At 65.8% G+C, this 12144-nt stretch carries 8 protein-coding genes; 4 read left to right on the top strand and 4 right to left on the bottom strand.

Going from position 1 to position 12144, the window contains the following annotated elements; all coding sequences use genetic code 11:
- Window positions 1–17: 17 nt before the first annotated feature.
- Entirely contained in the window at window positions 18–1901 is a 1884-nt protein-coding gene (locus PFZ56_RS26025; RefSeq protein WP_170003197.1) for an amidohydrolase, read from the bottom strand.
- 192 nt (window positions 1902–2093) lie between these two features.
- Window positions 2094–3584 (bottom strand): aldehyde dehydrogenase, encoded by a 1491-nt coding sequence (locus PFZ56_RS26020; RefSeq protein ID WP_110653477.1) that lies wholly within the window; start codon window positions 3582–3584, stop codon window positions 2094–2096.
- A gap of 320 nt (window positions 3585–3904) precedes the next feature.
- Here PFZ56_RS26020 and PFZ56_RS26015 point away from each other — a divergent pair, with 320 nt between their 5' ends.
- From PFZ56_RS26015 to PFZ56_RS26005, 3 genes are read left to right on the top strand one after another with little or no spacing between them, the layout of a single operon-like run.
- Window positions 3905–5383, top strand: coding sequence for an efflux transporter outer membrane subunit (locus PFZ56_RS26015; protein ID WP_394304513.1), 1479 nt, complete (start codon window positions 3905–3907; stop codon window positions 5381–5383).
- On the top strand, window positions 5380–6489 hold the full coding sequence (locus PFZ56_RS26010; protein WP_170003201.1) for an HlyD family secretion protein: 1110 nt from the start codon (window positions 5380–5382) through the stop codon (window positions 6487–6489). Before PFZ56_RS26015 ends, PFZ56_RS26010 begins: the two co-directional genes overlap by 4 nt.
- Complete coding sequence (locus PFZ56_RS26005) at window positions 6482–8071, top strand: DHA2 family efflux MFS transporter permease subunit (protein ID WP_170003203.1); 1590 nt, start codon at window positions 6482–6484, stop codon at window positions 8069–8071. The genes PFZ56_RS26010 and PFZ56_RS26005 overlap by 8 nt, the downstream gene beginning before the upstream one ends.
- Window positions 8072–8075: 4 nt before the next feature.
- Here PFZ56_RS26005 and PFZ56_RS26000 read toward each other — a convergent pair whose 3' ends face one another.
- The gene (locus tag PFZ56_RS26000; RefSeq protein ID WP_102861806.1) at window positions 8076–8843 is read right to left on the bottom strand and encodes a helix-turn-helix transcriptional regulator; all 768 of its coding nucleotides are present in this window, start codon (window positions 8841–8843) and stop codon (window positions 8076–8078) included.
- Between the two features lie 352 nt (window positions 8844–9195).
- Here PFZ56_RS26000 and PFZ56_RS25995 point away from each other — a divergent pair, with 352 nt between their 5' ends.
- Window positions 9196–10911 (top strand): 2-isopropylmalate synthase, encoded by a 1716-nt coding sequence (locus tag PFZ56_RS25995; RefSeq protein WP_170003205.1) that lies wholly within the window; start codon window positions 9196–9198, stop codon window positions 10909–10911.
- A gap of 503 nt (window positions 10912–11414) precedes the next feature.
- Here PFZ56_RS25995 and PFZ56_RS25990 read toward each other — a convergent pair.
- Window positions 11415–12080 carry an HAD family phosphatase gene (locus tag PFZ56_RS25990; protein ID WP_170003207.1) on the bottom strand — a complete coding sequence of 222 codons (666 nt, stop codon included), beginning with the start codon at window positions 12078–12080 and terminating at the stop codon, window positions 11415–11417.
- Between the last annotated feature and the right edge of the window lie 64 nt (window positions 12081–12144).

Genomic DNA, 12144 nt, shown 5'->3' with positions numbered 1-12144 from the left:
CCTGAGGGTAGGTTCAGTTAGCGCTGGTACACCCGCTGGCCGCCTTTCCAGGTCTGGTAGACCTGGATGTCCCTGATGCCGGTAGCCGGGATGTTTTCGTCGAGCGGGTCCTGTTCGAGAATCACCAGGTCGGCGAAGTTGTTGTCCTGCAAGGACCCCATCCAGCGCTCGGCGTGGCATTGCCAGGCGGCATCGTAGGTGATGGCTTTCAGCGCCTCTTGGCGAGTCAGGCATTCGCCAGCGTTGAGCACCGGGTAGTCTTCAGGGTTCTGCAGGACCGGATACGGCGATTGTGCGCTACGGATGCCCTCCATCTTGCGGGTCACGGCCTGCTCCATGGAGCGCAGCGGGCCCAGTGGGGTGACCGTGCAGTCGCTGTGCAGGGAAATGCGCAGATTGTGCTTGAGGGCCGATTTGCACAGGTCGAGCATGGTCTCGGCCCGCTGCTCGAAAATCGCCTGTTGGAAGGAGTAGCCCCAGTAACCGACATGCCCGATCAGGAAGCTCGGTGACACCCCCAGCTGGTTCATGCGCTCAAGACTGTCCGCGTTCAGCAGCGAGCAGTGTTCGATGCGATGGCGCTTTTCCAGGCCGTTGCCGTCCTTGAAGGCCCCTGCGTAGGCTTGCAGGGTGAAGTCGATGGCTCGGTCGCCGTTGGCATGAATCATCAGGGGCCAGCCGGTCTCGACCGCTTTGCTGACCAGGGTCTGGTAGGCCACGGGGAGGGTTTGCGGCTCTGGCTGCTGCTCGTCGCAGACATTGAAATTGCCCCGGCGGGGGGTGGTTTCACAGCAATAGTCCACGCTCTGGTAGCCGGTCAGGCCCTGGTTGGAGCCGTCTGATACCAGCTTCACCGAGCCCTGGTAGATGCGTTTGGCTTCTTCGCGGGTGGCGGGTCGATAGGGTGGCAGGCTTTGCAGGCTTTTGGCGGAGCCGTCGCAGGCGGCGGCGTAACCGATCCGCAGATTCCTGGGATGAGTCAGGAAGTAGGCGTCCAGCACCAGTCTTGAGATGGGGTCCATCATGGCGTCGTACAGCAGGGTAATTCCGCGTTGCGTGGCGGTGTTGAAGTAGTCTTCGAGGTGCTTGAAGATCTTCAGCATCTGCAACTGCTGCTGGACCGGAATGGAGCGAATGGCGTGCAGGATTTCACGCTCCTGCAACAGGCCTTTGTTGGCTTTGACGCCGGTCTTGCGAAAGACCGCTTCGCTCGCCGCACTGTTCATGTAGGCGGTGTGCATCGATGCACTGATCAGCAGGATCGGGCGCTCGGCGTCGATGCTGTCCAGGTTACCGATCTCTTCATCGAAGCCACAGCCCAGGGTTATGAGTTGGTTCAGGCCACCTTCCACCTTCTTGAACGGCATCAAGGCCGGATCGACCATGCGCCCGAGAATCCATGACGAAGGGTCTTTGACCGGGGCACTGCGCAGGGTCTCGACCAACCAGTTCCAATCATAGGTTTCTCGCAGGCGTTGTCGCTCTTGATCGAACGCGCCCACCGGTATCCAGTCTTCCATGGCGCAGCTCTGCACGATGTGCGCGTGGGGCTCCACCAGGCCCGGAAGCAGGGTCCTGCCTTCCAGCGACTGGACCCTGTAGGCGATGCCCAGGGCTCGCAGGCGGGATTCGACGTCGGCCAGGGTGCCTGAGGCGACCACATCGCCGGCGTGGATGCCCAGTGCCTCGACCCGCTCGTCCATGTTGCCGTTGCGTAGCGGATAGATGTGGCCATGGGTGAAGACGATGGATTCGCCACCCGTCTCAAGGCCCGGGCCATGGGCGTTGGCAGGCTGGCCCGTCAGATGGCCGGTGGGGTTCAGGCTGTGCTTCAAGGCCTCCCAGATCGGGTTGTGGCATCCACACTGGATGTGGTCGTGATCATTTCCATTCGATCCCATGATGCGTTCCTCGGCGGTGCGGTGGTATGAGGGGTGCAGGAAGAGGGGCCGGGCTCCTTGTACCAGCTGTCGAGCGGGCCCGGGCTGAGCGTAGCAGCGCTTTGAGTGAAGGCCGGGGGGCGCCGAAAAAAATCTGGCGCCCCTGGCGAGGACGCTGAACGTCCGGAGGGGGGAGGCTGTGCTGGCCGTGGATCAGAGCTTGATCAGCACCGATTTCAGTTCGGTGTAGTGCTCGATGGCCGCGTGGCCCATTTCCCGGCCGAGCCCGGACATCTTGTAGCCGCCAAACGGCAGTGCCGGGTCCAGGGCGCTGTGGCAGTTGACCCACACCGAGCCGGACTTGATCTTCGGAATCATCCGGTGCACCGCTGCCAGATCGTTGGACCAGATGCTTGCGCCCAGGCCATAGGGGCTGTCGTTGGCCATGCGCAGGGCGTCGGCCTCGTCGTCGAAGGGAATCGCCACCAGTACCGGGCCGAAGATTTCTTCCTGGACCAGCGAGTGCTTCTGGTCGACATCGACGATCACCGTCGGCTTGACGAAATACCCCGGGCCGAACTGCTCGCCGCCACAGGCAATGGTGGCGCCGCTGTCCCGGCCCATCTCGATGTAGCGGTAGACCCGTTCCTGCTGGCGCGCGGAAATCAGCGGGCCCATCTCGACGCTGGCGTCCAGGCCGTTGCCCAGCTTCATGGCATTGGCGATGCCGGCAATGTCGGCCACCACGTTGTCGAAGTGCTTGCGCTGCACATACAGCCGCGAACCGGCGCAGCACACCTGGCCCTGGTTGAAGAAGATCGCGCTGGCGGCCCCGGCGGCGGCACTGCCCAGGTCGGCGTCGGCCATGACGATGGTCGGCGATTTGCCCCCCAGCTCCAGGGTGACCCGGGTCATGGAGTCCATGGCGATCTTGCCGATCTCCTTGCCCACGGCGGTGGAGCCGGTGAAGGTCAGTTTGTCCACCAGAGGGTTGCGGGTCAGGGCGCTGCCGGCGGTGATGCCGGTGCCGGTGACCACGTTGAACACGCCGTCGGGGTAGCCGGCTTCCTGTACCAGTTCTGCCAGTTTCAACGCACTGAGCGGGGTTTCATCCGCCGGCTTGAGCACCAGGGTGCAACCGGTGGCCAGGGCCGGGCCGAGTTTCCAGCAGGCCAGCAGCAAGGGGAAGTTCCAGGCGACGATGGCGCCGACCACGCCCAGCGCTTCGCGACGGATGAAACTGTGGAACTGATCGTCGGGCATCAGCGGCAGCGAGACCTCGACGCTGGTGCCTTCGATCTTGGTCGCCCAGCCGGCCATGTAGCGCAAGAAGTCGATGGACAATTGCACGTCCATGGCCTGGGCCACAGCCGCGCTCTTGCCATTGTTCAGGCATTCCAGCTGGGCCAGCAGTTCGGCGTCGCGCTGCATCAGGTCGGCGAGTTTCCACAGCAGGTTCTGCCGCTCCCGGGGGCGGGTGCGGGTCCAGGGCGAGTCGTCGAAAGCCTGGCGCGCTGCCAGCACTGCGCGATCGACATCATCCACCGTGGCCCGGGGCACCAGGCACAGCTGTTCGCCGGTGGCGGGGTTGCGCAGGGGCATGGTCTGGCCATCGGCGGCCTCGACCCAGTGGGCGCCGATCAACATGCGCGGGGCGCGCTGGATAAACGCCGTGGTAGCGGCGAGCAGTGGGGCAATAGCCATGGCGAAGCCTCTTGTTGTAGGTGAGGCAGGGTCTTTCGCAATGGCTATGCCAGTTCCGTCGTGGCGGCGTGGCCTCGGGATTGCGGGGGCTTGGGCGCGCTGCCGAGGCTGGCGCGGCGGTGGCTTTTCGCAAACTGCGACAGCCCGGTGAGATTCAAGAGACGCACCGGTTCGTCGGTCTGGGCCCATGACCGCAAGCCTGGAGCGAAGCGGCTCAGAGTGAAAGTTGACCATTTCGCGATAATTGAAAGGAGGTTCTCGTTAGACGGTCGCCAGTGAGGGTTTCTACAGTAGCCGCTTTGAATCCGTGAGTACTTCCCATGCCCATTTACCCAAGGCCTGCATGGGCCCTGTGCGCCCTGTTGGCCGGCTGCACCCTGGGGCCGGACCAGCCGCCCGGCAGCACCGTGCCCCTGCCTGTGAGCCGTCTGGAGATGCACGCCGAGCAGGGGCTCGACCAGTGGTGGCAGCTCTACCGTGACCCGGATCTGAACGCCGCAGTGCAGGAGGCCCTGAGCCAGAACCGCGATCTGCGGATGGCCGCGGCCAACCTGCTGCAGGCCCGGGCGCTGCTGCGCGAGACCGATACCCTGCGTCAGCCCGCCACCCAGGTGACGGCCCGGGCCGGCTACGGCAGTACCGCGGATGACCAGCTGGAAGCCGCCTTGCAGGACAGCGAGCGGATTCGCACCGGCAGCCGCTATGGGGTTGGCCTGGATGTGCAGTGGGAGGCTGACTTGTTCGGCCGTTTGCACGGTCTGGCGGATGCTGCCCGGGCCGATGCCGAGGCGGCGCGTGCCGCCGAAGATGGCCTGCGGGTGGTGGTGGCCGCGGAAACCACCCGCGCCTGGTTGCAGGCTTGCAGCTACGGCCAGCGCCTGCAGGTGGCCGGCGAGTCCCTGGCGCTGGTGGAGCAGGGCCGGGCCCTGAGCGCCCAGCTGCATCAGGCCGGCGCCGCGGTGACCCTGGATGTGGTGCGCGCCGAGGGCCTGGTGGGTCAAGTGCAGGCCAGCCTGCCGCCGTTGCAGGCCGGGCGGCAGCGGGCCCTGGCGGAACTGGCGGTACTGCTGGGGCGTCCCCCGGGCGATGCACCGGCGGCGGCCAAGGCTTGTCACCAGGCCCCGCGCCTGGGTTCGCCCATGCCTCAAAGCGATGCCTTGGCCATGCTGCGCCGGCGTCCCGATGTGAGTCAGGCCGAGCGTCGGCTGGCGGCGGCCACGGCGCGCATCGGCGTGGCTCGGGCCGATCTCTATCCGCGGGTCAGCCTGGGGGCTGGGGTCTACACGTCGGCGCACCAGCCCTCGGGTTTCGACGAGCGCGACGCTTCGGTCTGGCAATTGGGGCCGCTGCTGTCCTGGAGCTTGCCCAACCTCAATGCCGCCCGCGCGCGCATCGCCCAGGCCGACGCCCGGGAAAGCGCGGCACTGGCGGATTTTGACCGCAGCATCCTGGCGGCCTTGAAGGAACAGCAGCAAGCCTTGAGCGACTACCAGGCCGCGTTGCAGCGCCAGGATGCCCTGCACCTGGCGGCCGAGCGCGACCACCAGGCCTTGCACCTGGCCGGGCTGGCCCGCGCGGCCGGTGCTTCCAGCGCCCTGGATTACCTCGACGCCCAGCGCAGCGCCGTGCGCACCCGGGCCGCGGCGGCGCAGGCCGATGCGGCGGTGATCGATACCCAGGTGCTGGTGTTCAAGGCCCTGGGCGGTGGCTGGCGCAGCGCGCCGCCGATTGTCCTGCCGCCGCCGAACCGGGCGGCGGCCAACCTTTTCCTGCGAACTTCCGACGAGCCTGTGCCATGACCCACAATCCTGTTCCCGTTTCCCCGGCGCAAGCCGTCACCCGCCGTCGCTTGCTCGGTTATGCCGGGTTGGCGCTGGTGTTGTTGCTGATCCTCGCCTGGTGCCTGAACTGGTGGTTCAGCGGGCGTTTCCTGGTGGAGACCGACGACGCTTACCTGCGGGCGGACATCGTCACCATTGCGCCCCGGGTGGCCGGTTACCTGGCGACGGTCGAGGTCCAGGACAACCAGCCGCTCAAGGCCGGCGACCTGCTGGCGCGGATCGATGACAGCGACTATCGGGCCCGGGTCGAACAGGCCGAGGCGGCGCTGCGCGAGGCCCTGGCCGAACAGCGTGCCGGGCAGGCGCGGCTGGCCAATCTGGCAGCCCGTCAGCAACAGCAACAGAGCCTGATCGCCGAGGCCCAGGCCCGGGTCGGCGCTGCCGAGGCCGAGGCGCAACGGGCCGGCCAGGAAGGGCGGCGCCAGCAGCACCTGGCCAGCCAGCAGGTCAGCAGCGTGCAGCAACTGGAAAACGCCGCGGCCTTGGCGCGTCAGGCCGATGCCGCGCTGGGTGCGGCCCGGGCTACGCTGGCGGCGCGGCGCCAGCAGGTGCAGGTGCTCGATACCGAGCAGCAAAGCGCCCGGGCGCAACTGGACAAGCTCGAAGCGGGCGTGGCCCGGGTCAGTGCCCTGCGGCAGCTGGCCCGTATCGATCTGGCGCGCACCTTGATCCGCAGCCCGGTGGACGGTATCGCCGGCCAGCGCCGCCTGCGTCTGGGGCAGTACGTCGAAGTCGGCGCGCCGCTCTTGGCGGTGGTGCCTGAGGACGCCTATGTGGTGGCCAACTACAAGGAAACCCAGGTTGACGGCATGCGCCCTGGGCAGCCGGCGCGGGTCGAGGTCGATGCCTTGGGCGGCCACGTGCTGCTGGGCCGGGTGGAGAGTTTTGCCCCGGCCTCCGGCGCCGAATTCGCCCTGCTGCCGGCGGACAACGCCACCGGCAACTTCACCAAGATCGTGCAGCGCATGCCGGTGCGCATTCGTCTTGATCCGGGGCAGGCGCGACAGGCGGAACTGCGCCCCGGAATGTCGGTGGTGGTGAGCGTGGATACCCGTCATGACTAGTGCCCAGGCGGTACAGGACACCGCGGGCGAGGCTGGCGCGCAGGCGATTTCCCTGCGCACCTGGGTGGCGGTGCTGGGCAGCGTGGTGGGCTGCTTCATGGCCGGGATGAACGTGCACGTGACCAACGCTTCATTGCCGGACGTACGCGGTTCCCTGGGCGCCACCTTCGAGGAGGGCTCGTGGATCACCACCGCCTACCTGGTGGCGGAGATCATCATCATTCCCATGACCGGCTGGCTGGTCTCGGTGTTTTCCATGCGCCGGGTGCTGATGGTGGGCACCGCCGGTTTCGTGCTGTTCTCGATTGCCTGCTCCCTGGCACCGACTATCCACAGCCTGATCTTCGCCCGGGTGCTGCAAGGGGCCTTTGGCGGGGTGCTGATTCCCTTGTCGTTCCAGCTGATCGTCACCGAGCTGCCGGCGGCCCGGCACCCCATGGGCATGGCCCTGTTCGCCGTGGCCAACAACGTGGCCCAGGCGGCGGGGCCGTCCCTGGGCGGCTGGCTCACCGATGCCTATTCGTGGCGCTGGATCTTCTACCTGCAAGTGCCGCCGGGGCTGTTGCTGCTGGCGGCCATCGGCTGGTCGGTGCGGCCCCAGCCCATGGTCCTGGCAACGTTGCGCCAGGGCGACTGGGGCGGGATCGCCAGCATGGCCGTGGGCCTCTCGGCGTTGCAGATCATGCTGGAGGAGGGCGGCCGCCATGACTGGTTCGCCTCGGGCTTCATCCTCAATTGCGCGGTCCTGGCCACGGTCGGCCTGCTGGCTTTCGTGGCCATCGAACTGCGCCGCGAGCAGCCGCTGATCAACCTGCGCCTCTTGGGCCGCTACAACTTCGGCATCGCCAGCCTGATGCAATTCACCTTCGGTGCGGTGGTGTTCGGCGTGGTGTTCCTGGTGCCCAACTACTTTGCCCAGATCCACGGCTACAACGCCCGGCAGATCGGTTTGATGATGATTCCCTATGGCCTGATCCAGTTCGTCATGTCGTTCGCCACTCCGCGCCTGATGCGCTGGACCAGCGCCCGTACCATCATCATTGCCGGCTTCGCCATCACCGGCATCGGCTGCCTGATGAACATCCACCTCAACCCCGATGCCTCGGTCAACGTCATCGTGCCGTCGCTGGTGGTGCGCGGTATCGGCCAGTCGCTGGTGGTGGTGGCGCTGGGGGTGATGGCGATCCAGGGGCTGGAAAAGGACCAGGTGGGCTCGGCCTCCGGGCTGTTCTCCATGGTGCGCAACGTGGGTGGGGCGATTGGTATCGCGCTGTCCAGCCAGATCGTGGTGGAGCGCGAGAAGCTCCATGCCCAGCGCATTGGCGAATCCATCAACCTGTTTGCCCAGGCCACCCAGGAGCGTTTGCTGGAGCTGGTGCGGCTGCTGGCCCAGGCGCCGGTGGAGTCCGCCAGGGCCCTGCACTCGGCGGCGCTGGCGCCGTTGCGTCAGCAAGCCCTGGGCCTGATGGACAAGGTGCTGCACCGCGACGCCTTGCTGCTGGCCTACAGCGATGCCTTCCTGCTGGCGGGGCTGGCCATGCTGTTGTGCGTGGTGGCCGGCCTGCTGCTGCGCCGGGCCTGAGCCTTCAGCGGTAGAACTCCGACGGTGGTGTGCCGAACTGGCGCTTGAAGGCGGCGGCGAAGGCGCTCTGGCTGTCGTAGCCGTGTTGCAGCGCCACTTGCACCACCGGCATGCCCTCGGCCAGGCATTCCAGGGACATCAGCAGGCGCGCCTGCTGGCGCCAGCGGCCAAAGGTGATGCCGGTGTGGCGCTGGAACTGGCGATGGAAGGTCTTGGCGCTCATGGCCAGGCAGTCGCTCCATTGCTCGGCGGTGCGATTGTCCGCCGGGTCGTCCGCCAGCGCCTGGCACACCCGCAGCATCCGCGGCTCATGGGGCCAGGGCAGGCTGAACGGCAGCACCGGCAGCGAGCGCATCTCATCGAGGATCAGGCGCATCAGGCGGCCGTCGCGGCTGTCCGGCGCATATTGGGTGCCGACCTGGGCGGCGGCCAGGATCAGCTCGCGCAACAAAGGCGAGACCTCGATCACGCAGTCATGCTCGGGCAGGCCATCTATGGCATCAGCGTTGATGAACAGGCTGCGCATGCGCACTGCGCCGCGCATCCGCACCCGGTGTTCGACGCCTGCCTGCAGCCACACCCCGCGACTGGGCGGTACCACCCAGCGTCCGGATTCGGTGTCGATCACCAGCACGCCTTCGATGGCATAGGCCAGTTGTGAGCGAGGGTGACTGTGGGCCGGTATTGCATGGCCGTTGGGGTAATCCACGGCGATGCTGGTGACCGGCAGCGCCAGGCTATCGATGGACGAGACAACCAGCAGATCGGACATGCAGCGCAGCGCCTCCGGAGCGGAAGGGATCATGGGGCGACCATCATAAATTCAAATGTCCATTTCGCGACAATAAAAGGCTGTTTAGCGCAGTACATTCAGATAGCAGCCCCCTAGACTGCCAGTCACTCCTTTCTTCCAGACGGTTGCCACCGCCCATGAATCCCCGCTTCCTGACCCTGCTACTAGCCCTACCCCTGCCTTACGGCCGGGGTCTGCCGGTGCTGCCAGGAAGCTGGCACCCAGGCTGATCTCCCCCAGACTCCGGCCTCGAAGCGCTTTCCATGCTGAAAGCGGGGGAGATCCATCGCCTTCTCCATGCTTCTTTCTCCATGCTTCTTTCGAGGTCAGTATGCTCACCCATCCCCATACCAAATATCGTGCCCTTGCCCCTGTGGACCTGGACTCGCGCCAGTGGCCGTCACGCACCATCACCCAGGCTCCGATCTGGCTGTCCACCGACCTGCGCGATGGCAACCAGGCGCTGTTCGAGCCGATGAACCGCGAGCGCAAGTTGCGCCTGTTCGAGGAGCTGGTGCGCCTGGGCTTCAAGGAAATCGAAGTGGGATTCCCCGCCGCTTCGCGTACCGATTTCGAGGTGGTTCGTGAGCTTGTGGAACAGCAACGGATTCCCGCCGACGTCACGCCCATGGTGATGACCCAACTGCGCGAGGACCTGATCCGCGAAACCGTACGCAGTGTGCAGGGCGCGCGCCGGGTCATCGTCCACCTGTACAACGCCATCGCCCCCGTTTTGCGGCGGGTGGTGTTCGGGCTTTCGGTGGACGAGGTCGAGGCCCTGGTGGAGCGCCATGTAAGGCTGTTGCGCGAGTTGACCGACCAGCAGCCGGAAACCGAATGGGTGTTGCAGTACTCCCCCGAAACCTTCTGCATGGCGGAGCTTGAGGTGTCGCTGCGCATGTGCAACACCGCGATCCGCACCTGGGACGCCGGCCCCGGGCGCCCGATCATCATCAACTTGCCGACCACCGTCGAGGTGGCGACCGCCAACGTCTTTGCCGACCAGATCGAATGGATGCACAAGCGCCTGGAGCGCCGTGATCAGGTGACGTTGTCGGTGCACCCGCACAACGATCGGGGCACCGGCGTGGCCTGCGCCGAGCAGGCGCTGCTGGCCGGGGCCCAGCGGGTCGAGGGTTGCCTGTTCGGCAATGGCGAGCGCAGTGGCAACCTGGATCTGGTGACCCTGGCCCTGAATCTCTATACCCAGGGCATCAGCCCCGGGCTGGATTTTTCCGATATCGCTGCGGTGGCCCGGGTTGCCGAGGCGTGCACGGCGCTGCCGATCCACCCGCGCCATCCCTATGTCGGCGATCTGGTGTTCACCGCCTTTTCCGGCTCGCACCAGGACGCCATCGCCAAGGGCTTTGCCGCCCAGGCGGCCGACGGTTTCTGGGAGGTGCCCTACCTGCCCATCGATCCGCAGGACCTGGGGCGGACCTACGACAGCATCGTGCGCGTCAACAGCCAGTCCGGCAAAGGTGGAATCGCCTTCCTGCTGCAGCGCGACCACGGCATCGTCATGCCTCGGCGCATGCAGATCGAGTTCAGCGCCATCGTGCAGAAGCTGGCCGATGCCAGTGATGCCGAGTTGAGCAGTGACGCTTTATGGGAGGTGTTCCAGCGCACCTATCTGGCTTGCACAGAGGCAACGGCCGGCCTGCAGTATCTCGGTCACCGATTGTTCGAGGCCCCCGAGGGGCAGGGCATTGAGTTGCGGATCGCCATCCCCGGAAACCCGGCGCTGTGCTTGCGTGGAGTGGGCAACGGACCTGTCGCCGCGACCTCGGCCGCCCTGGGCTTGCCGCTGCGCATCGACAGTTTTGAAGAGCGCAACCTGGCAGCAGGGGCCGATGCCCAGGCGCTGGCCATTGTTGAAGCGGCGTGGCCAGGGGTTGCCGGTTCCCGCTTTGGCGCCGGGTGCCATGCCAACACCGTCACCGCTTCGGTGCAGGCGGTGATCAATGCCGCGGCGCGGTTTTATCCGGAACGAGTGCTGAGGTTCACCCCAGCCTCGGAATCCGTCCTGGAGCCCGCGACTCGCTGAGCGGCTCGGGTCCGTGGCCGGCACCCTGTTGTGCCGGCCGCTGGATGCCCGGACAAAAAAAAGCCCGCTTATAGAGGCGGGCCAAATGGGATTCGTTCAGGAGTAGCCATCAATCTAAGGGAGGCGAGGTGAAAGTCCTGTGAAAAAAGGTCGTGCTGAGGAAAAAGCCTAAAGTCATTTGTCCAGATCGCACGGCGTTTTAGGATCTGTCCGATAGGACCGTCCCCAGCACCTGCGTATATTCCTCCCTGCTCGCCCAGCCAAAGGGGGTACTTCGGCTTAGGTGCCACTGCCGAAGTGATGGGCGAGCACTTTTTTCTTCCTGCTTTTTCCTGCTTCTCGTTTCCCACCTGTTTGCTTCCCAGCTATCGCTCCTCACCTGTTGTTTCCGCTCTGATTGGCCTGCGCCAACCGTCCCGCTGCACGCTCCAGCGACATTCCTTTCAAGACCTGATCCATGCTCAGTGCCTTTATGGGCGCCCGGCTTCGTGGCGGCCCGTCCTTCAGGCCAGGTTGAGGCGGCGATGAATCTCGGCCCACAGTTGCGGGTCGTCGAAGTCCTGGATCACCCGATGGGCGCCGGCATCCAGCAGGGTCTGTGGTTGCTGGCTGGTGGCCAGGCCGAAGGTGCAGATGCCAGCCTTGACCGCGGCGGTCAGCCCGGGGACCGAGTCCTCGAAGGCCAGGGAATGCTCGGCCCTGGCTTGCAGGCATTCCAGGCCGCTGAGGTAGGGCAGGGGATCGGGCTTGGCCCGGGGCAGTTCCTCGGCCACCAGGACCGTCTGGAAACGCTCCTCAAGGCCCAGCACCTTGAGCATGTGCTCGGCGTTGGCCCGCGGGGCGTTGGTCACCACACACACGCCAATGCCGTGCTCGGCGGCAAAGTCCAGCAGGCGCAGCAGGCCGGGCATGGGTTTGAGTTGGGGGGACAATTGACGAAAACGCACTTCCTTGCGTTCGGCGAAGGCTTCATGTTCCGCCACGCTGCGCTCGGGGAACAGGTAGCGGCACATGTTGGCGTTGGCCTGGCCACTGACGTGGGCGGCGAACTCTTGCTCGGTGAACACCCGGCGGTCTTCTTCCCACAACAACTGTTGCAGGGCCAGCAGGTGCAGGGCGTCAGTGTCGGTCAGGGTGCCATCGAGGTCGAAAAGCAGAGCGTTGAGCATGGGACAGTTCCTGTCGGGCCCCATCCGGGCCGGTTGGCTGAATCGATCAAGCCCGCATCCTAGC

The organism is Pseudomonas danubii (assembly GCF_042980055.1).
Classification (GTDB): Bacteria; Pseudomonadota; Gammaproteobacteria; order Pseudomonadales; family Pseudomonadaceae; genus Aquipseudomonas; species Aquipseudomonas danubii.
This window is presented reverse-complemented; position numbering and strand designations above follow the sequence as displayed.

Bases quoted from the DNA above. Each gene is read 5' to 3' on its own strand.
- PFZ56_RS26025 (WP_170003197.1), bottom strand. From the start codon at position 1,901: ATGGGATCGAATGGAAATGATCACGACCACATCCAGTGTGGATGCCAC.
- PFZ56_RS26020 (WP_110653477.1), bottom strand. From the start codon at position 3,584: ATGGCTATTGCCCCACTGCTCGCCGCTACCACGGCGTTTATCCAGCGC.
- PFZ56_RS26015 (WP_394304513.1), top strand. From the start codon at position 3,905: ATGCCCATTTACCCAAGGCCTGCATGGGCCCTGTGCGCCCTGTTGGCC.
- PFZ56_RS26010 (WP_170003201.1), top strand. From the start codon at position 5,380: ATGACCCACAATCCTGTTCCCGTTTCCCCGGCGCAAGCCGTCACCCGC.
- PFZ56_RS26005 (WP_170003203.1), top strand. From the start codon at position 6,482: ATGACTAGTGCCCAGGCGGTACAGGACACCGCGGGCGAGGCTGGCGCG.
- PFZ56_RS26000 (WP_102861806.1), bottom strand. From the start codon at position 8,843: ATGTCCGATCTGCTGGTTGTCTCGTCCATCGATAGCCTGGCGCTGCCG.
- PFZ56_RS25995 (WP_170003205.1), top strand. From the start codon at position 9,196: ATGCTCACCCATCCCCATACCAAATATCGTGCCCTTGCCCCTGTGGAC.
- PFZ56_RS25990 (WP_170003207.1), bottom strand. From the start codon at position 12,080: ATGCTCAACGCTCTGCTTTTCGACCTCGATGGCACCCTGACCGACACT.